Here is a 24,420-nt window from a genome sequence, read left to right on the forward strand (position 1 = left end):
TCACCACCGGATTTCACCGCCTGGGAGGACTTGCAGCTCTCCCCATTGACACCACGTTCTGGGTGTGCCTCGCGATCGCCGTTGGGGCCGCCTCCCCGTCGCTGCGGTTCAGGTCGTCAGCCGGTCGACGCCCGCGGGTGCGGCGCCGCCGAGCGGAACGCCGGTGTGCTGGAGCACGAGGTTCTGGAGCCACACGATCGCGCCGCGCGTGCCGTCCTGGTCTGGGTACGCGACCTCCTTCATGACCATGCCCTTGAACGCGAAGAAGATCACGTCGATGAGCCCCTGATCGGTGACGCCGAGGCGCTGGAAATGCGACGAGAACGCCTCGCGATAGTCACGGTAGTACCGCTCGACCTGGCCGAAGAGGTCGGGCCGGCGCCGCGACTCGAGCAGCGCCTCGAAGAGGAACGCCTGCGTGTCCTGGTGCTCGATCACCGACGCGACGAGCCGCTCGGTGAACTCGCTGAGCGTTGCCGCCGACGCGAGGTCGCACCCGAGCTCGAGCCCCTCGTCGATGGCGAGGCCGAGGGCTTCGGTGATGAGCGCGTCGATCGTGCCGAAGTGGTACCGCACGAGGCTGTGCGCCACTCCGGCCGCCTCGGCGACCGAGCGTGAGGTGATGCCGCTGATGCCGTCGGCGAGGCCGACCGCGATGGTGGCCCGGAGGAGCGCCGCGCGTCCCTGTCCGGCGGGTGGCGCATCCGGCGTCGTTTCGTCGGGCGAAGCTTTGGCGAGTTCGAAGGGTGTCTGCTCTGACACGGCGGCCTCCCGGGGCGTTTCGTCGCAATGGTAAGCGCCGTTTCACCTGAAGGACCCGCGTTGCGCGCGTGGTCGGGATGCCGCGGGACGCGGTCGGGCCCGGCCTCGACGCGCGGTCAGTCGTGTGCGACCGGGCGGCCCTCGGCGATCCATTGGCCCGTGCCGCCCTCGACGTTCACGAGGTGCCCCCACCCGTGGGGCTCGAGGGCCTCGATCACGCGGGCGCTGCGCACGCCGCCCTGGCACACGACGTAGGCCGCGCGGTCGTCCGGCACCTCGGCGAGCCGCTCGCCGAGCTCGCTCATCGGAACGCTGACGGCGTGCGGAATGCGGGCCTCGGCGTACTCATGCGGTTCGCGCACGTCGATGAGCGTGACGTTGTCGCCGAGCGCGGCGAGTTCGGCGGTGGTGATCGTCTGCATGTGGGTACCTCCTCGAGCAGCGTACGCGGCCGTTCTCAGTGGACATCGGACCGCCGGCGCCGAGGAGCGGCCGGCTGTGCAATGGTCACCCGGAACGGCCCCTGGCCGCCGCTACGTGACGAGCCCCGCCGGGCTGACCGGCTCCGGCGCGTCGACGAACGCGCGTTTCGGCACGATCAGCAGCGTGGCCGCCGCCGCGAGGGCGCTGGCGCCGCAGACGATCCAGACCGTCATGTACCCCGTGAGGCTGCCGGCAGTGACCGCGTCGTCGCCGAGGGGTGCGGTCGCCCCGCTCGCGGCGGCGACACCGTTCGCGAGTGCCAGGCCGAACACGCACGAGGCGACGGCTCCGCCAACCATGCGCACCGCGTTGGTCAGGCCGGTCGCAACGCCCGTCGCGTCCGCCGGCGCGGCCGCCGCTGCAGAAGCGGGCAGGGCCGCGACGAGGGCCCCGGAGCCCGCGCCTGCGATGAGCATGTTGCCGAGCACCTGCGCGTACGTGTCGTGGAACGGCACGAACAGCAGGTAGCCGATCGCGACGAGCAGGGTCGCGCAGAGGAGCGTGATCCGGGGCGTGATGGTCCGCGTCACCAGGGGGTAGAGCATGGCGCCGGCGACAAGGCTGAGTACGTACGCGCCGATGATGATCGATGTCTCGAACCCGGAGATCCCGAGTCCGTAGCCGGTCACGGCGGGATCGGTGCGCGCGAACGTTGAGAGTGGCGCCTGCGCACCGAGCACGCTCATGCCGAACAGCCCCGAGGTGACGAACACGGGCCACAGTGCCGGATCGACGAACATGCGCACGTCGATGAGGGGGCGCTCGACCCGCAGTTCGTGCCGCGCGAATGGCCACAGGAGCAGCAGCCCGGCGGCGATGACGAGCCAGGGGATTGGGTGCTCGGGGCCGAGCATGCGCATCAGGCTGAGACCGCCCGTCGCGGCGAGCAGGGAGAGCGTCAGCAGGGTGGTGCCGATGCCGTCGACCCCGCCACCAGTGACGCTCGGGGTCTCGTCGACCCAGACCCAGATGGCGATGAGGCACAGCGCCACTGCGATCCCCGGCACGAGCAGCACGGCGTCGAGCGGGAGCGCGGTGACGAGGGCGCCGCCGGCGAGCGCGCCGCCGATGACGCCGAGTTCGAGCGCGGCGACGAGCATGCCGGCCGCCCGACGCGTCAGCGCAGCCGGCCGCGTGCCCGGCACGCGCCCGGCGGCCCGCTCCGCGCGAATCCAGATGAGCGCGATCTCGAGCGGCAGCCACACCGTATAGACGCCCTGCACGGCCCACGCCACGAGGAACACGGCGAAGTTCGGAGCCACCACGAGCCCGAAGGTCGCGACCATCACGACGAATGTCGAGACAAGCAGGATGCGCTTGTGCCCGATCGCGTCGCCGAGCCGTGACAGCAGGGGCACGGTGATGGCGGACAGCATGAGCTGCGACCCCTCGAGCCAGTTGACGTCGGCATCGTGCACGTCGAGGTGCCGAGCGATGTCGGTGAGCATCGGCGTGTAGTAGCCCTGGAGGATGCCGCTCGTGAACTCGACCAGCGCGAAGGCGCCGATGATGGCGCCCATCGAGACCGGGCTAAATCGGGGCATGGCAGAGGTCCTTCCCTCCGCGCCCAGGGGGTGCGGTCGTCGAGGGGGGTGTCGCACCGGGGAGGTGCCTCGCGGGGTGCCGACAAGCCGCACTTTACTCGCGCGCATGGCGACGCGCGGTCGCCCCGATTTCGCCGAGCGCTTTGAGGGTGCCGCCCGGGCCGCCCGTGCCCGGTGGCCCGTGCCGGCGTCCGGTCACTCGTCCGGGTCGCTGCCGGGCGAGCCGAGCGAACGGCGGATGAGCGCACGGTGGAACGCGATGGCGCGGCCGAGGGCGTCGATCGTGATGTGCTCGTCGATGCCGTGGATGCTCGCGCGTTGCCCCGCGGTCATGGTCACCGGGGCCAATCGGTAGACGTGCGGCCAGCGGCGGTGAAAGTGGCGGCTGTCGGTCGTAGCCATCACCGGGTACGGCACGGGTCGCGCGCCCGGATGGCTCGCGGCAACAGCAGCGCCGATGGCGGCGAACTGCCCGCCGTCGTGCGGAGCCACGGGCGTCGGCTCGCTCGCGGTGACGACGTCGATCGAGATCGTGCGGTCGCGGATGACGCGGCGCACGCGCCGTACTGTCCGGGCAATGGACTCGCCGGTCGCGATGCGCAGATTGAGCGTGGCGGTCGCGTCGGGCGCGCTCACGTTGGCGGCAGTGCCCGCGCGCAGCATCGTGACGGCGCACGTCGTGCGAACGAGGGCGGCGGGCTCGCCCCCGATGGCCGCGAAGATGCGGGCCGTGACGGGACCGGCCGCGGCGAGGGCCCGGATGACGTGCCGGCTCGCCCCGCGCTCGCCGTCGGCGAGGCACTCGAGCATGGCGCGGACGGGGCGGCTGAGGTGCGCCGGGAACGGCCGGCGTTGCAGGCGGGTGATCGCGCGAGCGAGTCGATCGGGGGCCGATGGGCCGGTGGGGGTCGATGAGTGGCCCGGCGCTGCGACGGCGCGCAGGCGCAGACTGGCGTAGCCCTTCTCGCAGATGCCGATCATGGCGTTGTCGCCGTGGACGAAGGGCAGTGGCGGGTCGACCACTGCGCCGCCCTCGTCGAGCACGAGCCATGGCGTGTCGCCCGCGTCGTCGATCGCCTGCGCCGCGTCGGCTCCGCCCGACCCGAGTGTCTCTTCGTCGCCGCCGATGCTGATGATGAGTGGCCGGGTCGGTTCGAATCCCTCGGCCGCGAGCGACTCGACTGCCTCGAAGATCGCCACGAGAGGGCCCTTATCGTCGAGCGCGCCGCGCCCGTGCACGCTGCCGGCGGCGATGACGCCCTCGAACGGCGGATGCTGCCAGCCGTCGGCGGCGTCTGCCGGCACGACGTCGGCGTGCGCCATGAGAACGAGCGGGCCCGTTGCGCGAGGCGACGTCGCCGGGGGCTCCGACTCATGCGCCGGGTCCCAGCGGTACTGGAGGCAGCGTCGGCCGACGTGCGTGACGGTGCAGCGTTCGGTGGATCGCGGGTACAGGCGCTCGAGCTCGCGCCCGACGGCGGCGAACGTCTCGGCGTCGGTCTCTTCGTCGCCCGAGGACACGGTGTCGATGCGGATCAGTCGGGCGAGGCGCTCGGCGGCCACCGCGGGGTCGATCGGCCGAACGTCCCTGTTCATGTGGACAGCTTAGTCGGGCGTGATGGGGCGGGCTCCGGTGCCCGACGCTTGGAGGCCTCCTCCGTCGGCTCCGTGAAGGCAGAGGGCGGCTATGGTGAGCACGATTCACATGACCTCTGCATCGAAGCCCGCGCCGGGCGCAGGAGCCCGCGGCGCCCCGTCGCCCCAGCGCGGCTCACGCGCGCCCGTGATGACCGCGGCGACGATGAGCGCGCTCGTCTCGATCGTGCTCGTGGCCGCCGTGCTCCGCCCCGCGCTGACGTCGTTCGGCCCGGTCGTCGAGCGCATCGACGCCGAGCTCGGCATCGGGTCGACCGCGCTCGGCGTACTCGGGTCACTGCCGATCGTGTGCTTCGCCGTCGTGTCGGCCGGGGCCCAGGTCCCGGCGCGCCGATTCGGAATCGACCGCGTCGTGCTCGTGGCGCTCGTGGTTCTCGCGGTGGGGCTCGCCGTGCGCTTCCTGCCGGGCCAGGCGCCGCTCTGGATCGGCACCGCCCTGGTCGGGATCGGCATCGCGGTCGGCAACGTGCTGCTGCCGAGCGCGGTGAAGCTGTGGTTCCCCTCGCGGGTCTCGCTCGCCTCGGGCGTCTACACCTCGGTGCTCGTCGCCTTCGCAGCGCTCGGCTCGGGCCTCTCGGTGCCGATCGCCGAGGCCGCGGGCGGGAATTGGCGGCTCGCGCTCGGCGCCTCATTGCCCCTCGTGCTGGTCGGCGTCGTGTGGTGGGCGGTGCGCATCGCTCGTTCGTCCGCGGCAGCCGCGGCTGCCGCGACAGCGGCGACGGCACAGGGGCATCCGGTGACCAACCCCGCCCCGACGTCGACCCCGCCACGCGAAGCCCGCCTGTGGAAGTCGCCGACAGCCTGGTTCGTGACGGCCTTCATGGGCTTGCAGTCGTTTCACTTCTACGTGACGGTCACGTGGTTGCCGTCGATCGAGCGCGTCGCCGGAGTGTCCGACGCGGCGTCGGGATGGCACCTGTCGCTCAGTCAGGTCGTCGGCATGCTCGTCGGCATACTGTGCACCGCGCTCATGGGGCGGCGGCAGGATCAGCGCGTGGTGGGGATGCTGACCGCGGTCCCGGTCATCGCCGGCTGCATCGGCCTGTGGCTGGCCCCGGGCGCCGTGCCCGCGCTCTGGGCGGCGCTGCTCGGGGCCGGCCAAGGCTCGTCGCTCCTTGTGGCCATGGCCCTCATCGCACTGCGCACGGCGACGCCGGCCTGGACGACTCGCCTGTCGTCGATGGCGCAGAGCATCGGCTACGGGCTCGCGGCGGTCGGCCCGTTCCTCGCCGGCGCCCTGAACGACCTCACCGGTTCGTGGTTGCCGGTCATCGCCCTCATCGGCGGCGCCGCCGCGCTCCAGGGAATCTCGGGCTATGGCGCTGGCCGCGACGTCACGATCGGGGCGTCTCCCGCCACGGCGAAACCCCGTGTCGGAGCGGGTGACACGCCCGGTACGCTCGAGCGAGGCGGCGCGGCCACCGCCGGGGGCGCAGCCGACGATGCCTTCGCCACGGGGGACGCGGGCGGGGCTGCCCGCGATGGGCGGACATCGCGCAGGACGGAGAAGGGCCAGCCATGACGAGCGCGCCGGGCGACGGCCGGGCCAGGCACGGCGATGTGAGCTTCGCCCGGCACTTCGCGCGGCTGTTCTCGTGTGCGCCCCAGTTCCTCGGCGATCCCGTCGACGTGCCCGGCGGTGGCCACGTCGCCATCGCCAGGTACGTCCACAACGGCATCGCCTCGGTCGTCACCCTCGGCCTCGAGCGCGTGTCGCTGCCCGGCGGCGCCCGCATCGAACTCCTCTGCGAGGTGGTCGAGACGCAGAAGGCGGCGGCCGAGGTCACCGTGCGCATCGCGCTCCAGCGGGTGATGGGCGCGCTCGGGGACGCCGCCAGAGGGCCGTTCCAGCCCGGCGACGTGTGGATCAACGATGTCCCGTTCCTCGCCGGCACGCGCATCCAGGCCATCGTCGGCGTCGACGCGCAGTGGAGCGGACGAGACCAGAACGTGCACGACGAGAACGGAGCGGTGGTCGGCTGGGTGAACGAGGTCGTCATGCTCACCAGGAACGAGGGGAAGCGCGTCGCGGTCGACGGGATCGTGCCGTTGATCGAGGCTGCGGCGGCAGCGCCGGCAGCCCGGTTCGACGTGTTGCGCGACGACATGGTCGAGCCGCCGGCGCCCGTACCGCGAGAGCCGTGCCTGGTGACGCTCGACGCCCTCGAGCGGGGCGTGCGCTGGATGCAGCGTGACGCTGACGGGCGTTACCTCGCGATCTCGTTGACCGAGTCGGCCGAGTACCTCGCCGACCCCGAGAACTTCACGGCGATCGCACTGGCCGAGATCGTCGTCGGCGTGCCCAGCCTGCGCGGGTTCGCGGCGCGCGCGCAACCGGGGGAGTACGCGATGCTTGAGGGAGACGTGTGGTCGTTCGGTGCCCTCAGCGATTCGGGCGCCCCCGCAGCGGGCACGCGTCCGAACCCGGCGAGCCCCCACGCGGCACCGCGCGAGCGGAGCCGCCGCGACCCTGAGGAGAGCGTGTGACCCGCAAGGACTACGGCGTGTTCCTGCCGAACGCGGCGGGCGGCTGGATGATCTCGTCGACGGCGCCCTACCCGCCGGCCGACTACGACTACAACCGCCAGGTCGCGCTCGCGGCCGACGGGTACGGCCTCGACTTCGTCATGGCCATGTCGAAGTGGCTCGGCTTCGGCGGGGCGACCGATCACTGGGGCGAGACGATCGACTCGCTCAGCCTCATCGCGGCGCTCGCCGAGGCGACCACGCACGTCGGCGTCTGGGGCACGATCCACTGCAACGTGCAGCATCCGGCCTTCGCGGCCAAGATCTTCACGACGCTGCAGCAGATCAGTCACGGCCGGGGTGGCATGAACATCGTCAACGGCTCGTATGCCGATGAGTTCCGCCAGATGGGGCTGTGGAACGACTCGATGTCGCACGCCGACCGGTACCGCATGACCGAGGCCTGGATGACGGCCGTCGACCGCCTCTGGACCGAGCCCGAGGTGACGATGAAGACCGACTTCTTCGTGCTCGACCGCTGCCAGTCGCGGCCGCACCCGGTGACGCGCCCGACGGTGGTGAGCGCGGGGAGGTCGGCGCTCGGCCGCAAGTTCCAAGCGAAGTACGCGGATGCCGCGTTCCTCGGCTCCGACAGCATGGCCGAGATGCGCGAGTTCGCGCGCGACGTGCACGATCAGGCTGCCGCACACGGGCGCACCTGTGGCACCTACGCCATGCTCACCCTCGTGATCGGTGAGACCGACGCGGCGGCCGAGCGCGCCGCGGCCGCCTATGCGCAGGGCATCGACCGGGTCGCGCTCGCGAACATGCGCAGCTCGTGGGGATGGGCGCAGGAGAAGGCGCTCTCGTGGGCGGAGGATGCGCCAGGCGACGAGGCGTTCCAGACGCCGTACATCACGGGCTCGCCCACCACGATCGCGGAGCGCGTGCACCGGGTGCTCGACGGGGCGGAACTCGACGGCATCATGCTCATCTTCCCCGACTACCTGCGCGACCTGCCGGTGTTCGGCACCGAGGTGCTGCCGCTGTTGCGGGCCGCCGACGGGTAGGCCCCTGTCACGCGACGAACGCGAAACGGCCGGGGCGGGCATCGGTCATGGATGCTCGCCCCGGGCGCGTGCGCGCGGTCCGCGTGTCAGTGGGTGTGGCCCGCCGCCTCTTCCCCGAATTTGAACGCGAGGCGGCCGTGCGCGAAGCCGCCGCCGGCGCGGATGGCGGTGGCGACCCAGGCGGCCTCGGCGAGCTCGGTCTCGGTCGCGCCCGCGGCGACGGCTCGCTTCGAGTGGGCGTCGATGCAGTAGACGCACTGCGTCGTGGTGCCGACCGCAACGGCGATGAGCTCACGGTACTTGAGCGGAATCTCGCGGCCCTCCTCCGCGAAGACGCTCTGGTCGAAGGCGACGAATGACTTCAGGATGTCGGGCGTCTCGTTCTTGTAGACCCTCGTGTAGGTGCCGTCGTGCTCGCGGTCGAAGTAGTCAGCCATGGTCAGCCTTTCGTGTTGAATGTCGTGGCGCGCGCGGTCACTCCCATCCCTCGTGCCGCGGTGCCGAAGGGCTCGTGCCGCGCTGGAATCGGATGCTGCGTGCCGCTCACGTCGAACGTCGCGCCATCGACGCACATTCCGCGAGCCCGCTACGGTCGCAGCACGACCTTGCCGCCGGCCTTGCCGCTCGACACGAGCTCCATGGCGTCGCGTCCGTCCGCGAGCGGATACGCGCGCGCGATCGGCACGACGAGCTCACGTGCGGCGGCGAGCGCGATGAGCCCCTGCCGGGCGGAATCGCGAAAGGCCGCGCTCGCGGGCTTGGCCCCGCCGATGTGCAGCAGGCCCTCGCGCTCGGCGGCGTCGGCGCGGACGATGGTGAGGATCCGGGCGCGATCCGAGACGAGCGCGAGGGAGACCTCGATCGCCTCATCAGTGCCCGCGGCGTCGAGAGCTGCCGCGACGCCCTCCGGCGCGAGCTCGCGAACGCGCGCTTCAAGGCCGGGTCCGTACGGCGTCGGCACGCCGCCGAATCGGCGCACCTCGTCCGCCCCGCGCTCCGAGCACGTGCCGATCACTCGCACCCCGAGCCGGGCCGCCTGCTGCAGGAAGCTGACGCCGACCGCGCCGGAGGCGCCGTGCAGCAGCACGGTCTCGCCGGTGGCTGCGTCGACGCGGTGCAGCATCTCGGCCGCCGTCGTGCCGACGAGCAGCAGGCCGGCCGCCTCGTCGAACGGGATGCTCGCCGGCTTCGCGAAGACGTCGCGCCCGGGCACGTTCGCGCGGGTGGCGTGCGAGCCGCGCACGCGAAAGGCGAGCACCTCGTCGCCGATCGCTCCGCCGCCCGAGGCGAGCTCGGCATCCGGACCCAGGTCGGCGACGACGCCCGAGAGCTCGTAGCCGAGCGGGAACGGCAGCGGGGCGTCGGCGGCGAGGCGGCCGACGGCCTTGAGATCGACGGGGTTGACGCCGGCCGCGCGCACGTCGATCGCGACCTCGCCGGGGCCCGGCGGTGGCAACTCGATGTCCTGCAGCTCGAGGGCGTCGAGCCCTTCCTGAGAGGTGGCAACCCAGCGCTTGTCCATGCGACGAGTCTTGTGCCACGGCGCGCGCGGGGTCAACCGGTGCGGGTGGCGGCGCGCACGAGGGATCAGGCGAGCAGGCAGCTCGCTGAGCGGCGGTGGCGGGTGGTGTGTCCGGGTCAGCGCGTCGGCTCGCCGCGGCGGGGGGTGGCCGGCCGGCGGAGCTGGGCGAGCAGGCCGAGGCCTGCGGCGAGGGCGACGACGCCGAGCGCGATGCCCGGCGCCATGCCGCCACCGTCCGTCACGGCGAGCGCGTCGTTCCCGGCCGAACCATCACCGGGCGACGGTGCCGCGGGAGACGACGTGCCGGCGGGCGTCGTGCCGCCAGGGCCCGAGGGTTGGCTCGTCGTCGGCGGGACGGACGCGGTGGGAGCTGGTGTCGTTGGCGGCGTGGTGCCGCCGCAGTCCTCCCCGTCGCCGCAGCCGTCGCCGACCGGCTCGACCAGGTCGCAATCGGTGCGCTCGTAGCCCTCGTAGTACGCGGTCGCGCAGACCTCGGTCGGGCTCGAGGGCCGCTTATCGCTCGTCAGGATCGCGCCGAAGCGGAACTCGCGCACCTCGCCGGCGGACATCGGCGCGTCGGCCTGGAAGGCGAAGAGGCCAGGCTCGGGGTCGACGGAGGCGTCCATCCAGCCGGGGGCGCCAGGGAACGACTCGTCAGGCATGCTGTTGTCGGCGAGGCGCACGGTCACGACCACCCTGATCGGGTCCGGCCCGCCGCCCGCCGGCTCGGGCAGGCGCACCTCGTACCCGAAGGAATAGGGCGTGCCCGACTCTCCGTAGACGCCGCCCCACTCGTAGTTGACGTCACCCTCGACAGTGCCGCCTGGTGGAAACAGCTGGATATCGCCGAAGTGCTCCGCGATCTCGATGGAGCACTGCACCATTGCGCCGGACGGCACCGTGAACGAGGCGCCGTACGTCACCTCGAACGGGCCGGTCTGAACACTCGAACACCTCCACGAGCTCCGGTCCCAGGCGTCGATGTCGAAGCCCGCCTGCGCGGTTGCTGACGCCACGACGAGAGGGGTGTAGGTGCCAGGCGGGACGACGAGTTCGGTCTCGTTGAACGAGCCGAGGGATATGCCCGATGCATCCTGCAGGACGATGTCGAAGTCGCTCTTGGCGCCGACGAGGTCCGGGCTCGGGCGGACGTCGAAGGCTCCGGTCACGCTGCCGTTGGGCGCGGGAACGTCCTCCCCGATGCTCCAGATCTCGGCGCAGGCGGTCGAGTAGCCGTCGAGTACGGGCACCTGGAAGCCCCCGCCGGTGTTCGCCGGCGTGAAGTACTCGTAGTCCGACTCGTCGAGCTCGTCGGCCGGGATGTCCGAGCGCCACCGCTGGCACCAGATCTCGTCAAAGGAGGAACCGGCCTCGGCTTCCGCGTTCGGCGTCGCGGTGACGGTGTAGGTGCCGCCGGCGACGTTTTCGACGACGAGCGCGGTTGGGGATTCGTCGTTCGTGTACGTCGCCGGTCCTGTCGCGACGACATCCCACGCGTACCCCGGGGGGTTGACGATGGGGTTGTCGGGGTCGCTCTCATCGAAGGCGAACATCTGGTAGATGAATGCGTCGCCTTCCGCGGCCGTGGCCGGCGCTGCGAATGCGACGGCGAGCATCCCTCCCCCGGCGATCGCGGTCGCGGCGCTCAACGCGACCGTGCCGCGCCATCTCGTCCACCTGCTCGTCGTCGTCTCCGTCACGTCGCACTCCCTGTACCTGACTGACCGACAGCCGTGTGCCGCCTGGATGCCCGCACACCACCTTCACAGGGGCGCGCGGACCCGGGAATCACCGCAGGCAGACAGTCGGTACGACTTTTGGTGATGGTGCGGTCGGGGCGAGCGTCCGAAGCGTCGGTCAGCCGACCGCGCGCGTCACGATTCCCGTCTCGAATGCGAGCACGACGAGCTGCACGCGGCTGCGGACGTCGAGTTTGGCCAGGATGCGCGTGACATACGTCTTCACGGTCGCCTCGCTGAGGTGCAGCGCTTCTGCGATCTCACGATTCGAGCGCCCTCTCCCCACCTCGACGAAGACGTCGAGCTCGCGTCGCGTCAGCGCGGCGAGTGGTGCCGGAACTTCGCCGCGTGCCGGGGGTCCGCCGCGGCGCCCGGCCGCGTCGCCGTCGGCGAACTGCTTCGCGAGCCGATCGAGCACCTCCGGGGCGAACGCCCTCCTGCCTTCGTGCGCGTCCCGCACCCCCTGACTCAGCTCCTCGGTCGACCCCGTCTTCAGGAGGTAGCCGAACGCGCCCGCCCGCAACGCGCCGGCGAGGTACGCGTCGTCGTGGAACGTCGTCAGCACGATCACCGCCGTCTCCGGGCGTAGCTCGAGCACCCGCCTCGTCGCTTCGACGCCGTCGAGCACGGGCATCTCGATGTCCATGAGCAGCACGTCGACGTCGTGCTCGGCGACATAGTCGACGGCCTCCTGCCCGTTGGCAAAGAGCGCGCGCACCTCGACGTCGGGCTCAGCGTCCAGGAGGGCGCCGAGCCCCGTCCGCACGAGCTTGTGGTCGTCGGCGATGGCGACGCGTATCATGCGTCCTCCTCGGGGGATGCGGGGGATGCGGGGGATGCGGGGATCGGGCCGGGTGACGCGGGGAAGCGGGGAGGCGGGGGCGGCTCGGCCGGCGGCGGTGCCGGGGTGTCGAGGGCAGGATAGCGCGCCACGACGAGGAACCCGGATGCGTCCGGTCCGGCCTCGAAGGTGCCTCCGCGCCCGGTGACCTCGTCACGGAGCCCGGCCAGTCCGGATCCGCGGCCGGGCCGGAGGGGGATGAGGGCGGTGGAGGAGGCGGGACCGTTCCGCACTGAGACTTCGAGCATCCCGTCGCTCGCGGCGACGCGCACGTCGACCGTCGCTCCCGCCGCGTACCTTGCGGCGTTCGTGAGGCACTCACGCACGATCCGGACGGCGAGCGGGTCCGGGGCGATCCTCCCTTCGTCGATCCTCATCTCGAGGCCCAGCGAGCGACCCGTGCGGGCGAGCTCGGCGATGGATCGCGCCGATGTGTCCGGGCGGAGCTGCTCGGCGAACCCGCCGAGCTCGCGTGAGGACGCGGCCGCGACGTCGGCGATGGCGTCGAGCGCTGCTCGCCTGCCCGCGCGGCTGGCACCTGCTGCGGCCTGGGCCTGCAGGCTGATTCCTACGATCGCGTGGCTCACCACGTCGTGAAGCTCGCGCGCCATGCCGCGCCGTTCGTTCCGCTCGGCCTCGAGCCGGGCGGTCGCCGCATGGGCGAGGAGGCGCGCCGCCCTGGCCTCCTCCGCCTGGGTCACGTGGTCCCGCTCCGCCCACGCGTGCGCCCCGAACAGGGTGAGCAGGGCGGCGAGCACGATGAAGCCGGCGCTCGATCGCCCGTGCTGTACGCCGAGGACGACGCCGGAGGCGACGGTCACGCCGAGGGCGAGGTACGTGCGCCAGCCGTCGCGCCATGGACGACGCGGATCGATGGCGCTCGCCAGACGCCAGCACAGCGTGAGGAGGGCGACGCCGGTCGGCACGAGCGCCTCGGGTGCGTGCGGCATGTCGAGGGCGGCGCCGATGAACGCGGTCGCCGCGAGGCCGGCAGCCACCAGCGGTGTCCGGCGTGCCGCAACGGCGGCGAGCGGGAGGAGGGCGGCAAGCAGCGCGTAGGCGAAGCGCGTCCAGTCGCCCCCGAGGAGTTCCGTGCCGACGAGCATCGCCACACTCCCACCGAGCGCGAATGCGGCGCCGACCGCGACGCGCCGGGCGAGGGGCGCTGCGCGGTGCAGTGCTCGTGCTCGGCGAGCTGCGGTGGCGCCGGCGGGTGACGGTGCTGTCGGCGGTGCGTCCTCGTGTGTCGGCGCGGCGGAGCCTGTCGGTGCCGCCGCGACGCTCGAGCGCCGCGCACGGTCGCCGGTCAGGGTGGCGAGGTCGGCGTGCAGCGCGACGAGTGCCTCGTCGGCCGCCCGTCGGATCGCCGAGAGCCACTCGAGCTCGGGCCACTCGCGAGCGCTCCTGGCGAGCCGGGCGATGGACGCGAGTGATGCCTGGAGATCGCCGACGGTGCTCTTCGCGAGCCGGCGCCGTTCGCCGGCGGCGGAGGCGGTGGCGAGCTCTTCGATGTCGACGGCCGCGGCCTGTTCCGCGACGCGCACGGCGGCCGCGGCCGCCACCGCGCGCCGGTGCACGAGCACGCCGAAGCCCCAAGCGATGCCGTAGACGGTTCCGGCGGAGAGCAGGGCGGACAGCCACAGTGATGGCCGCAGCATCGAGGTGAGCGTGAAGCCGGCGACGGCGACGATGCCGATGGGAATCGGCCGCCCCGACCGGCCGAGCCAGTTGAGCGAGGCGAACGTCGGCAGGAGGAGCTCGACGTCGCCGAACGGCCGCCCGTCGATCGCCATGAGCCCGCTCGACGCGAGCACGATCGCCGTCGCGACGATCGGCCGCTCGGGCATGACGAGCATGGCCAGCACGCACGCGGGCACGGCGAGCCACGCGAGCCGGGGCTCCGGGAGGAGGAAGAACGCCATCCACGCCGCTGTCGCGCCCGCGGTGATCCACCGGTTCGGGAACATGGTCGAGGCACCGTTCATCGACCCCGTGCCCGGTTGCACGCCGCGAGGGGGCCGGGGCGCCGGGGTCTCCGACGGTGTCATGACCTCACTCTAGAGACGTGCTGGCCTCGCGTCAGCGGTGGTTCTGCGGTTCGCTGGTGGGTCTTCGGTACGGTGCCGTTCAGTCGCGCGAGCTCGCGTTGACCTCGCCAGAGCCCTGTTGGCCGGTGAGGGCGGCGATGGCCGCCATGATGCGCTCCGTCGCGATCGCGCGTGCCCTGCCGCCCGGGAGCGCGGCGAGGTCACTGAGGTCGATCGGCGTCCCGTAGCGCACCTCCGCCCGCATGCCACCCGCCCGGCGGGGCAGCAGGTGCCGGAACGCGCGCATGGCGTCGGTGCCGATGAGCCCGACGGGCACGACGGTCGCGCCCGTGTCGAGGGCCATCCACGCGGCGCCGGGGTGGCCCCTGTGGAGCTTGCCGTCGCGGGAGCGGGTGCCTTCCGGGAACACGCCGAAGGCGCTGCCGGCTCGCAGGATGCTGCTGCCCGCGTCGAGTGCGCTCCTCGCGTCGCGCCCGGCGGCGCGGAGCACGGGAACGCCGCCGATCGACTGGAAGAACCACTTCATGAGCGCACCGAGCCGGCCGCTTCGCGTGAAGTACGACGATTTGGTGAGGAACTGCACGGGCCGCGGCGCCGTCACGGGGATCAGCACGGTGTCCCAGGACGACAGATGATTGCTCGCGAGCAGCACGGGGCCGGCCGCGGGCACGTTGCGGCGGCCCACGACGCGGGGTCGGTACAGCATCCAGAATAGGGGTCGCAGCACCGCGCGGCCGATGAAGTAAACCGCGCCGGGACGGGGGAGCGGGGTGCTGCCGACGGGCACTGCGTCGTTCGAGGTCACGCTCCGAGGGTAGCGAGGGGCGTCATATCGCGCGGTTGAGCGGTACGTCGGCCGGCGCGGACTCCCCGCCTCCCTGCACCGGGACCGTGCCACGATCGCGGGCGTGAACCGTCCTGATCCAGACGACGCTGCCGCAGATCGTCGCGCGTCGAGCAACCGGTCCCCACGCACCCTGACCGGCACCGAGCGCCGAGTCGATCGCCTGGCCAACCGTCTCCTCGAGCGCAGCCCGGCGACCGGTTGGCGAGCCTGGCTCGTGGAGTTCCTCGTGTTCGGCCTCAAGCAGGCGTGGGCGTGCCTGTTCGGGGCGCTCATGCTCGTCGCGATCGTCGCGGCCCGCCTGTGGTGGCCCGACGACGCCGGCCTCGCGCGCAACGACCTGCTCGTGATCGCGGCCGTGGCGATCCAGGTGCTCATGCTCGTGACGCGCCTCGAGGGCGGCCGAGAGCTGTGGGTGATCGTGCTGTTCCACCTCGTCGGCACGGTCATGGAGCTCTTCAAGACCCAGGTCGGCTCGTGGCTCTACGACGACGGCGGCCTGCTGCGCCTGGGCGGCGTTCCGCTCTTCACGGGGTTCATGTACGCGGCCGTGGGCTCGTACATGGTGCGTGTGTACCGCCTGTTCGACCTGCGGTTCGATCGCTATCCGCGGTTGTGGATCACGGCCCTGCTCGCGCTGGCCGCCTACGCCAACTTCTTCGCCCACCATTACGTGTTGGATGCGCGCTGGCTGCTCCTCGCCGCCGTCGCCGTCGTCTACTGCCGCACGTGGATGCACTACCGCGTGTTCCGGCACACGCTGCGAATGCCGGTCCTACTGGCGTTCGGGCTCGTCGCGCTGTTCATCTGGTTCGCCGAGAACATCGCCACGTGGGCGGGCGCCTGGGCCTACCCCGACCAGGTCGACGGCTGGCACCCGGTCTCGTGGGCGAAGCTCGTCTCGTGGTTCCTGCTCATGCTGATCAGCGTTGTGCTCGTGACGTTCGTGTATCCGCCGAGACCACTGGCGTCAACGGCCGCCGACCGCCGCGATCACGAATGAGGAATCCCGCATGAACGGCCGGCACATGGTCACGGCCACGGCCGACCCGCAGGATGCGCTCGCGCTGCGGCAAGAGTCCGCCTCGCTCACCGCCTCACCGCGTGCCGCGAGTACCGTGACGCACGTGAAGCTGCTCTTCCTGCACGGGGCCGACGGGTACGACGAGGGCGTGCGGATGGCCGCCGAGCTCGCTCGAGAGCTTTCCGCGGCCGCCGCCGGCCGGTCGCCTGCCGTCGGGGCCGTGACCGGCGCGACGGTGGGCGTCGAGCCCGTCGTTCCGCGGTTCCCGGCGGACGACATGTCCTACGGCGCCTGGGCCGCCGTTGCCCGCGCGGAGCTCGGACGACTCGGCGAGCGCGATGCCGTCTTCGCGCACTCGTTCAGTGCGTCCACGCTTCTGAAGCTCGTGTCCGAGGAACGCATCCGCGCTGTTCCGCCGATCGCGCTGCTCGCCCCGCCCGAGTGGACGCCCGACGGGTGGAACGTCGCCGACTACGCCTTCGACGGGCCAGAACCGCTTGTTTCGATCACGCTCCACCACTGCACCGACGACGAGATCGTGCCGTTCGCGCACATGGCCCTGCTCGCGGCGCGGCTTCCGCGGGCGCGTGTGGTCGAGCATCCGGCCGGTGGGCACTCCTTCGACGGTCGCCTTGGTGCGGTCGCGGCTGACTACGCCTCCGTCTTGGCATCCCGCTGACCGACCAGCAGTTTGGCTGACCATCGCTCCCCGCTCCCCGCTCCGCCGATCGCTGTTCGGCGGCTGCACTGACCGTTCCTGCCCGTGCTTGACCTTGAGTGCGCTCGAAGCGCAACAATGTGGCATGGCCTACTCCATCGCCGAGGTCGCCGAGACGACCGGGCTCACGGCCCACACGCTCCGCTACTACGAACGCGACGACCTGCTCCTCACGCCCGTCGCCCGCGACACGGGCGGGCGCCGCGTTTACGACGACGGTGACCTGCGCTGGATCGTGATGCTCACGCGCCTTCGCGCGACGGGGATGCCGATCTCGAGCATCCGTCAGTACGCAGAGCTCGTGCGCGCGGGCGACGGCAACGAGGCGGAACGGCTCGCGCTGCTAACCGCCCACCGGAAGGTCGTACTGGGCCGGCTCGCCGAGGTGACCGAGCACCTCGGAGCGATCGAGGGCAAGATCGCGATCTATGCCGAACGGGTTTCCGTGACCGCTTGACCTCGAGCGCACTCGAAACGATTGACTCGGGTCCATGAGCATTCAGCACACCACGCTTGGTACCGCCTCTTCACTCACCGTCTCGCAACTCGGGCTCGGCTGCATGGGCATGTCCGACTTCTACGGCGATCGCGACGAAGCCTCCGCGATGCGCACGATCCACCGGGCACTCGACCTCGGCGTCACGCTGCTCGACACGGCCGACATGTACGGGCCCTTCACGAATGAGCAACTCGTCGGGCGCGCGATCGCCTCGAGCCGCCAGGGTCGCGACGGCGTGCAGCTGGCGACGAAGTTCGGAAACGAGCGTCTACCCGACGGGACGATGCTCGGCGTCAACGGCAAGCCCGAGTACGTGCTGGCTGCATGCGACGCGTCGCTGCAGCGCCTCGGCGTCGACGTCATCGACCTCTACTACCAGCACCGCGTCGACTTCGACGTGCCGATCGAAGACACCGTCGGTGCCATGAGCGAGCTCGTCGCGGCGGGGAAGGTGAGGCACCTCGGCCTGTCTGAGGCGGGTCCGGAGACGATTCGACGCGCCAACGCCGTGCATCCGATCACGGCGGTGCAGACCGAGTACTCGCTGTTCTCGCGCGACGTCGAAGACGCCGTGTGGCCCGTGCTGGCCGAGCTCGGAATCGGCCTCGTGCCGTATTCGCCGCTCGGGCGCGGCCTGCTGACGGGCTCGATCGCCGCACCGACCGACCTGCCCGACGGCGACGCGCGCTCGTCGGCGTACTTTCCGCGGTTCCAAGGCGACGCGCTCGAGGCCAACCTCGCCCTCGTCACCAGGGTGCGCGAGATCGCCGACCGCCTCGGATGCACGCCGGGCCAGCTCGCGCTCGCGTGGGTCATGAGCCACTCGGGCCGGGACGGCGTGACGGTCGTGCCGATCCCCGGCACGAAGCGGGTCGAGTACCTCGAGCAGAACGCGGCGGCGGCCGGCATCACGCTTGCGCCGGAGGTCGTCGCCGAACTCGAGCGGGCCGTTCCGCGCGAGGCGGTCGTAGGCGACCGGTACGGCGACATGTCGACGATCGACCGGTAACCGCCGGCTCGCCGACTGGTCGCCTAGTCGCGGGGGACCGAAGGGTGGTGCTGCTGGAACGGACGCAGGGGAATGAGGAGCGACAGCACCATTGCGCCAATGCCGACGATCGCGCCGATCCAGAAGCTGATGTTGAATGCCGTCGCCGTCGGCACGGCAACCCCGTTGTAGTCGATCGACACGGCGGCGAGCACGGCGGCCATGACCGCCGAGGCCGTCGAGGTGCCGAGCGAGCGGGCGAGCGCGTTGATGCCGTTGGAAACGCCCGTCTCCTCTGCGGGCACCGACCGCATGATGAGCATCGGCATGGCGGCGAAGCTGAGGCCGATGCCGACGCCGACGATAAGGTTCGCGATGAACAGATGGAAGATCTCGTCCGACCAGATCAGCAGATACACGTACGAGAGTGCGACGGCGCCCGAGCCGATGGCCAGCATGGCCCGGGCGCCGATCTTGCCCTCGAGCCAGCCAGAGATCGGTGAAATCAGCATCATCAGCAGCCCCGCAGGCATGACGAGCAGCGCCGTCTCGAACATGCCGAGGCCGAAGCCCGCACCCGACTCGGTCGGCAGCTCGAGCAACTGCGGCAGCAGCACGTTGTTGCCGAAGAGGGCGAAGCCCATGCAGATCGCGGTGAGATTGGTGAACAGCACCGCCGGGCGCGCGGCGACGCGCAGGTCGATGAGCGGGGCGGATGCTCGCAGCTGGTACCAGCCCCAAATCAGGAGCACGACGACGCCCCCGAGGCCGGAACCGAGTGTTGCGGGTGAAAACCAGCCCCAGTCCGCGCCGCGCGAGATCGCCAGCAGGATGCCGGCGAGGCCGATGCTGAGACCCACGACGCCGAGGAAATCGAAACGTCCGGCGGTCCGAAGCACGCTCTCGGGGACGAGGGCGATGACGAGCACCAGCGAGATGACCCCGAGACCTGCGGCCACCCAGAACAACGCATGCCAGTCGAAGTTCTCGACGATGAAGGCACTGACGGGCATGCCGACCGAGCCGCCGACGCCCATTGTGGCGCTCATGAGCGCGACGGCGCTGCCGAGCCGCTTGCGCGGCAGCACGTCTCGCATGATGGCGATACCGAGCGGCACGACGCCGGTCGTGGCGCCCTGGAGCCCGCGGCCCACGATGACCCCTGCGATGTTCGTCGAGAGCGCGGCGACGACGGAGCCGAGGAGCAGGAACCCGATCAGGATCAGCACGATGCGGCGCTTGCCGTACATGTCACCGAGTCGGCCCGAGATGGGCGTCGCGCATGCGGCGACGAGCAGTGTGATGGTCACGACCCACGCCGTGTCTTCGCGGGGCGCGTCCAGCAGGTGGGGGAGCTCCGACTGAATCGGCACGACGAGCGTGAACATGTAGGCCGACGTGAGGCCGGTGAACGCGAGCGCGAGCACCGTCAGCCATTTGGGGACCGAGTACGTGAGCCTCCGCCTGTTCGCCTCGTCACCCACTCGCTTCACATTACCCCTGCGTGAGAAGTGGTCCGACACAGTGACGGCGCAGGTGGAAGGAAGCTTCGAGGCTTTCCTGCGGTCGAACCTCGCACAGGTGGCGATTCCCTCGCCACGAGGGAAGGATCGTTTCAGCGGCAGACGGATGACGCCGTCGCCGAACCCGATGGAGCCAGCCGTGGACCAACTCGCCGATGTCACCGTCACCACCGCGACGCGCGCCGAAGCCGAGACGCTCACCCGGCAGCTCGTGGACGACCGCCTGGTGGCGTGCGGCAACATCGCCGCCGTTCACTCGATCTACCGGTGGGAGGGCGATGTCGCCGACGAGCCCGAGACGCTCGTCGTGCTCCACACTCGCGCGTCGCTCGTGCCCGACCTGATCGAGCGCGTCACCGTGCTGCATCCCTACGACGAGCCGCAGATCGTGGCCATCCCGGTGCTGGCGGCGGCGCCGGGGTATCACGCGTGGGTGCTCGAGAGCACGCGCGAGCCGCGCGCGACGTGAGTGCTCAGGCGCTGGCTTCGTCGCCGCCGTGTTCCTGTCGTTCGGCCCGCAACCGGGCGGCAGCGAGTCGCGGGGGATGTGCTGAGGGTGAGCTCGGTGGCCAGAGTGTGGGTGGCGAGGACCGGTGGATCTCGAGCGTGGTCTCGGTGCGCAACGCGCACGCTTCCTCGTGAGTTTCCCGGCCCGTAGTCGGCCCAGCCAGGCGGAGATCAGCGTATCGGTCGCGCGCCCTTGAGCAACGCCGAACGGGCGGCCACCCGTGAAGGTGACCGCCCGTTCGGCGCTGCGCTGCCTAGCTCTCCGAGCGGCGGCGGCGCGACATCAGGAGCGCCGCGGCACCCGCCATGATCGCCGCCCCGGCCGCGAGCAGGCCTGCGAAGGCGCTCTCTTGGCCGGTGTTCGCCAGGCCGCTGCCGTCCTGGTCGTTGGCGGCGGGCGTCTCGGTCGGAACCAGCGTCTCGGTCGGAGCGGGCGTCCCGGTGGGAGCGGGTGTCTCGGTGGGGGCGGGTGTCTCGGTGGGAGCGGGCGTCTCGCCGCCCGCAGCCGCCTCCACCGTCACCACGAAGGTGCCGGTCGATGATTGCCCGTTGCTGTCGGTCACCGTGTAGGTCACCGGGGGCACCTCGCCGGAGAAGCCTTCGGCGGGGGTGAACACCACGGTGAGGTCGTCCTGGACCTCGAAGGTTCCCGCGTCGGTCGTCAGCACGCCGGTTTCGGGGTCGGCGCCTTCGAGCACGAGCTGCTCGAAGGTGACGCCCTCGCCGACCGTGCTGTCGTTGGCCAGCGGGTCGAGCGTTGCCGGGGTGCCGGGCTCGACCGTGAAGGTGTCGTCCACCACGATCGGGGCCTCGAAGGCGGGATCGTTTACCGTCACCACGAAGGTGCCGGTCGATGATTGCCCGTTGCTGTCGGTCACCGTGTAGGTCACCGGGGGCACTTCGCCGGAGAAGCCTTCGGCGGGGGTGAACACCACGGTGAGGTCGTCCTGGACCTCGAAGGTTCCCGCGTCGGTCGTCAGCACGCCGGTTTCGGGGTCGGCGCCTTCGAGCACGAGCTGCTCGAAGGTGACTCCCTCGCCGACCGTGCTGTCGTTGGCCAGCGGGTCGAGTGTTGCCGGGGTGCCGGGCTCGACCGTGAAGGTGTCGTCCACCACGATCGGGGCCTCGAAGGCGGGATCGTTTACCGTCACCACGAAGGTGCCGATCGATGACTGCCCGTTGCTGTCGGTCACCGTGTAGGTCACCGGGGGCACCTCGCCGGAGAAGCCTTCGGCGGGGGTGAACACCACGGTGAGGTCGTCCTGGACCTCGAAGGTTCCCGCGTCGGTCGTCAGCACGCCGTCGACCGCGCCTTCAAGCTCGAGGCCCGTGAGCGTCACACCCTCGCCGATCGCCTGGTCGTTCTCCAGAGGGTTCAGCGTCGCCGGGACACCGTATTCCACCTCGAACTCGTCGTCCACTACCGTCGGCGGCCCCGACACGGGGGGCGGGCAGCCAATGACCATCTGCGGCAGGCCAAAGCGGCTGCTCGTGCCGTCCGCCAGGGGGAAGCCGAGGCTGTCGAAGCCGGGGTCGACCTCGTCGGGGGTGTTCACGACGCTGAGGCTCGTGCCGCCGGCGTTGGCGACGTACATCTTGCCGTCGGGCGCGCGGCGCACCTGGCCGCCGCTGACGCCGATCGTGCCGAGCCTCTCCTCGGTGGCTTTCACCGCGGCGCCGTCAGCGGCGTCCTCCCCGCCGGGCTGCAGGTCGTAGCGGTAGAGCTGTCCGTTGCCAAAGATCTTGGTGGCGTAGATGTAGCGGCCCGAGGGCGAGAAGTCGACGCCGTAAATGCTCTCGCCGGTGCCGGCGCCCGTTGGCAAGCTCCACTCGTGAGTCTGGGTCATCGCGCCGCTGGCGGCATCGAAGTCGAGCACGCGCACGACGCTCGACACCTGGGCGCCGTATCCGCCGGAGACGGCCACGAGGCGCGAGCCGTCGGGGCTCACCGCGATCGAGCCGAAGTGGTTGCCGTTCGTCGTGGGCATCGTGCTGACCACGGCCTCGCCCGTGACCGGGCCGTCCGCGTCGAACTCGTAGGCCAGCATGTTCGCCGAGCCGTTCGTGTACGTCAGCACCCAGAAGCCGGTGCCGTCGGCGTTCGGCACCGCGGTGATCGCCTCGGAGGCGGTGGCGGGCGCACCCAGGGGCACGTTCTTGGTCGCGGTCACGTCGCCGAGCCCGTCGTTGAGGCTCATGTCGACGACCGAGTAGGTGAGCTGGGTGTTCTTCGCGGGGTGCGCCACATCTGTCGAGGTGGTGACGATGAAGAACACGCCGGGCTGGCCGGGGGCGCTAAACGCGGCAACCGTCTGCGTCGCCGAGGGGTTGCCGAGCAGGCCCGAGCCATTCGGCATGGGATTGTTGTCGCGATCGAAGACCTGCTGTCCGTTGCTCCAGAACTGGAGCTGGCCCAACGAGTCGGTGACGACCGTGGTGCCCTCGTGGGAGAGGTTGCCGGTGTCCGGCAGCAGCGTGGCTGTCGTGCCGGAGGTCCCGAAATCGATCGCGCCGCCGTCGCCGAAGAACCAGAAGCGCTCGGTAGAGCGGGTCAGGTCGGCCGGGCAGGTCGCCGCAGGCACGGGCTGTACCACCTGCATCGGTGCAGAGATGACAGTGGGGGCGGCGTTGGCGGCAGGCGCGAAGCCGCTCACGCCCACCGTCGCGGCGGCGACGGTGGCGAGCACGGTGAAGGCGAGACGAGAGGCGTTGTGCCCTCGGTCGCGCGATGGGTGAGTCGCAAGGGTGCGGTTCATGGGATCCCAAATCTGGAAGCTGAACGTTGTCTGTGACAGCGTATCGACACACGCGCTTTGCGCCCGAGTCGCGGCGCGCCGGAAGCGGAAAGCGGACGGCCACCCGCGAAGGTGACCGCTCGCTTCCAGGGGTCGCGCCGGGACGAGCGCTCCGCGCATCGGCGCGGCGGCAGGAGCGTCGCCGATCCTGCCGCCAGCAGCGCCCCCGGCGGTCAGCCCCGGGGTATCACGCGTGGGTGCTCGAGAGCACGCGCGAGCCGCGCGCGACGTGATGCCGCGGCGGCGGGGCTGCCGTAGCATCATGGCGGCCCCGTAGACCTCGTCGAAGTGGGCCACGATCGTCCCGACGGTCAGCCCGCGCCGTGTCAGCGTCGGTACGATCTGGTCGGCGACATCGGGGTGCCGCTTGCGTTTCGCCACGACAGCGTGCCGACCGGACTCACACCCTGCCTCTGCGTGAGCAGCCGCTCGGCGAGGTCCTTGGACAGGAGGAGGGGAAGATGAGGTCGACGAGTCCGCACCCGCTTGCGAAGGCCGGCGCTCCCGGCATCCTGAGCGAGTTGAGCCCCACGGTGACCCACCTGCAGGGCACCGTTTGGCAATGCAACTGCATCCTGATCCATCGCGGCGACCATGCCGTGCTCATCGACTCGTGCTGGAACGACCACGACGTGCAAGTCATGCGTGACCGGGCCGGGGATGTCCCGACGACGCTCCTCGTCACGCACGCCGACATCGACCACATCTGCAGCGTCGGATTCTTCCCCGATGCCCGGGTGGTGCTGAGCCCGGAAGGTGCCGAGCGCCTCGCCAACGGATCGGCGGAGCACGACCTCGCGGCCGAGAGCGCCAAATGGAATCTCGATCTCAAGCCACGGCTCCGGGTGGACCAGATCGTCGGCCCCGCCGAGCGGTTCATGGTCGGCGGCCTGCACGTACGCACGGTCGCCGCGAGGGGTCACGCGTACGACGGGCTCGGTCTGTTCATCGAGGAGGAAGGCCTGTTCGCGGTCGGCGACTACCTGATGAAGTCGCAGCACCCCATGGTGTGGTGGTCGCTGTCCGAGGCCCGCCGCTCCACCGAGAGACTGCTCGAGGCCATCGAGAGCTTCCAGCCGGAGCGCGTCGTGCCGGGTCACGGACCGCTCCTGTCCGCGGACGAGGCGAGCGAGGTCGGCGAGGCCGACCTCGCGTACTTCGAGGAGGTCGAGCGCGTGGCCGACGAGGCGCACCGTGCCGGCCTGAGCCCGCGCGAGTGGCACCTCGCCGTGGAGTCGGTCCCGGTCCCGCGCCCGTGCGCGCCCGACATTGAGATGCTCGCCCCTCGTCTGCTCAACGCCGCGGCCACCTTCCGCGACCGCGGCGTGCACCCCGAGCTCACCTGGACGATGGACATGGCCTGACAGGGCCACAGCAAACGTACTTCCCGG

Annotated in this window: 21 protein-coding genes; 9 read left to right on the top strand and 12 right to left on the bottom strand. The window is 71.1% G+C overall.

The window, feature by feature from the left end:
• Positions 1–108: 108 nt before the first annotated feature.
• The 4 genes from F8O04_RS11045 to F8O04_RS11060 all read right to left on the bottom strand — a co-directional run bounded on the left by F8O04_RS11045 (position 109) and on the right by F8O04_RS11060 (position 4,385).
• Complete coding sequence (locus F8O04_RS11045; protein WP_158029435.1) at positions 109–762, bottom strand: TetR/AcrR family transcriptional regulator; 654 nt, start codon at positions 760–762, stop codon at positions 109–111.
• 116 nt (positions 763–878) lie between these two features.
• Positions 879–1,184, bottom strand: a complete 306-nt coding sequence (locus F8O04_RS11050) for a rhodanese-like domain-containing protein (protein WP_158029436.1) — start codon at positions 1,182–1,184, stop codon at positions 879–881.
• A gap of 111 nt (positions 1,185–1,295) precedes the next feature.
• Positions 1,296–2,789 (bottom strand): MFS transporter, encoded by a 1,494-nt coding sequence (locus F8O04_RS11055; RefSeq protein WP_158029437.1) that lies wholly within the window; start codon positions 2,787–2,789, stop codon positions 1,296–1,298.
• 195 nt (positions 2,790–2,984) lie between these two features.
• Positions 2,985–4,385, bottom strand: a complete 1,401-nt coding sequence (locus F8O04_RS11060; protein WP_158029438.1) for a M20/M25/M40 family metallo-hydrolase — start codon at positions 4,383–4,385, stop codon at positions 2,985–2,987.
• Between the two features lie 109 nt (positions 4,386–4,494).
• On the opposite strand from F8O04_RS11060, the gene F8O04_RS11065 reads away from it, so the two are divergent.
• The 3 genes from F8O04_RS11065 to F8O04_RS11075 are packed head-to-tail and all read left to right on the top strand — an operon-like array spanning position 4,495 to position 7,981.
• Positions 4,495–5,967, top strand: coding sequence for a CynX/NimT family MFS transporter (locus F8O04_RS11065; RefSeq protein WP_188726402.1), 1,473 nt, complete (start codon positions 4,495–4,497; stop codon positions 5,965–5,967).
• On the top strand, positions 5,964–6,932 hold the full coding sequence (locus tag F8O04_RS11070; protein WP_158029440.1) for a hypothetical protein: 969 nt from the start codon (positions 5,964–5,966) through the stop codon (positions 6,930–6,932). The genes F8O04_RS11065 and F8O04_RS11070 overlap by 4 nt, the downstream gene beginning before the upstream one ends.
• A complete protein-coding gene (locus tag F8O04_RS11075) occupies positions 6,929–7,981 on the top strand; it encodes an LLM class flavin-dependent oxidoreductase (RefSeq protein ID WP_158029441.1) in 1,053 nt (350 codons plus the stop codon). The genes F8O04_RS11070 and F8O04_RS11075 overlap by 4 nt, the downstream gene beginning before the upstream one ends.
• A gap of 86 nt (positions 7,982–8,067) precedes the next feature.
• On the opposite strand, the gene F8O04_RS11080 is transcribed toward F8O04_RS11075, so the two are convergent.
• The 6 genes from F8O04_RS11080 to F8O04_RS11105 all read right to left on the bottom strand — a co-directional run bounded on the left by F8O04_RS11080 (position 8,068) and on the right by F8O04_RS11105 (position 14,936).
• Positions 8,068–8,418 carry a carboxymuconolactone decarboxylase family protein gene (locus F8O04_RS11080; RefSeq protein ID WP_158029442.1) on the bottom strand — a complete coding sequence of 117 codons (351 nt, stop codon included), beginning with the start codon at positions 8,416–8,418 and terminating at the stop codon, positions 8,068–8,070.
• A 149-nt stretch (positions 8,419–8,567) separates the two neighbouring features.
• Positions 8,568–9,503, bottom strand: a complete 936-nt coding sequence (locus tag F8O04_RS11085; RefSeq protein WP_158029443.1) for a quinone oxidoreductase family protein — start codon at positions 9,501–9,503, stop codon at positions 8,568–8,570.
• 116 nt (positions 9,504–9,619) lie between these two features.
• Positions 9,620–11,203, bottom strand: coding sequence for a hypothetical protein (locus tag F8O04_RS11090; protein WP_158029444.1), 1,584 nt, complete (start codon positions 11,201–11,203; stop codon positions 9,620–9,622).
• A 157-nt stretch (positions 11,204–11,360) separates the two neighbouring features.
• Entirely contained in the window at positions 11,361–12,044 is a 684-nt protein-coding gene (locus tag F8O04_RS11095) for a response regulator (RefSeq protein WP_158029445.1), read from the bottom strand.
• Positions 12,041–14,131, bottom strand: coding sequence for a sensor histidine kinase (locus F8O04_RS11100; protein WP_158029446.1), 2,091 nt, complete (start codon positions 14,129–14,131; stop codon positions 12,041–12,043). The genes F8O04_RS11095 and F8O04_RS11100 overlap by 4 nt, the downstream gene beginning before the upstream one ends.
• A 79-nt stretch (positions 14,132–14,210) precedes the next feature.
• On the bottom strand, positions 14,211–14,936 hold the full coding sequence (locus F8O04_RS11105; RefSeq protein WP_225735016.1) for a lysophospholipid acyltransferase family protein: 726 nt from the start codon (positions 14,934–14,936) through the stop codon (positions 14,211–14,213).
• Positions 14,937–15,108: 172 nt separating this feature from the next.
• Here F8O04_RS11105 and F8O04_RS11110 point away from each other — a divergent pair, with 172 nt between their 5' ends.
• From F8O04_RS11110 to F8O04_RS11125, 4 genes are all read left to right on the top strand, one after another.
• Positions 15,109–15,978: a DUF817 domain-containing protein gene (locus tag F8O04_RS11110; RefSeq protein WP_158029649.1), complete on the top strand. Its 870-nt coding sequence runs from the start codon at positions 15,109–15,111 to the stop codon at positions 15,976–15,978.
• 10 nt (positions 15,979–15,988) lie between these two features.
• The gene (locus F8O04_RS11115) at positions 15,989–16,678 is read left to right on the top strand and encodes an alpha/beta fold hydrolase (RefSeq protein WP_225735017.1); all 690 of its coding nucleotides are present in this window, start codon (positions 15,989–15,991) and stop codon (positions 16,676–16,678) included.
• 124 nt (positions 16,679–16,802) lie between these two features.
• Positions 16,803–17,174: a MerR family transcriptional regulator gene (locus tag F8O04_RS11120; protein ID WP_158029447.1), complete on the top strand. Its 372-nt coding sequence runs from the start codon at positions 16,803–16,805 to the stop codon at positions 17,172–17,174.
• Between the two features lie 34 nt (positions 17,175–17,208).
• Entirely contained in the window at positions 17,209–18,225 is a 1,017-nt protein-coding gene (locus tag F8O04_RS11125; RefSeq protein ID WP_158029448.1) for an aldo/keto reductase, read from the top strand.
• 23 nt (positions 18,226–18,248) lie between these two features.
• Here the strand turns inward: F8O04_RS11125 and F8O04_RS11130 are convergent, their stop codons facing one another.
• The gene (locus F8O04_RS11130) at positions 18,249–19,688 is read right to left on the bottom strand and encodes an MFS transporter (RefSeq protein WP_225735018.1); all 1,440 of its coding nucleotides are present in this window, start codon (positions 19,686–19,688) and stop codon (positions 18,249–18,251) included.
• Positions 19,689–19,866: 178 nt separating this feature from the next.
• Here F8O04_RS11130 and cutA point away from each other — a divergent pair, with 178 nt between their 5' ends.
• On the top strand, positions 19,867–20,196 hold the full coding sequence (gene cutA / locus F8O04_RS11135) for a divalent-cation tolerance protein CutA (RefSeq protein ID WP_225735019.1): 330 nt from the start codon (positions 19,867–19,869) through the stop codon (positions 20,194–20,196).
• A 292-nt stretch (positions 20,197–20,488) separates the two neighbouring features.
• Here the strand turns inward: cutA and F8O04_RS11140 are convergent, their stop codons facing one another.
• Positions 20,489–22,990: an Ig-like domain-containing protein gene (locus F8O04_RS11140; RefSeq protein ID WP_158029451.1), complete on the bottom strand. Its 2,502-nt coding sequence runs from the start codon at positions 22,988–22,990 to the stop codon at positions 20,489–20,491.
• A 500-nt stretch (positions 22,991–23,490) separates the two neighbouring features.
• On the opposite strand from F8O04_RS11140, the gene F8O04_RS11145 reads away from it, so the two are divergent.
• Entirely contained in the window at positions 23,491–24,393 is a 903-nt protein-coding gene (locus F8O04_RS11145; RefSeq protein WP_158029452.1) for an MBL fold metallo-hydrolase, read from the top strand.
• The last annotated feature ends 27 nt before the right edge of the window (positions 24,394–24,420 follow it).

This window comes from Pseudoclavibacter endophyticus (assembly GCF_008831085.1).
GTDB lineage: Bacteria > Actinomycetota > Actinomycetes > Actinomycetales > Microbacteriaceae > Pseudoclavibacter > Pseudoclavibacter endophyticus.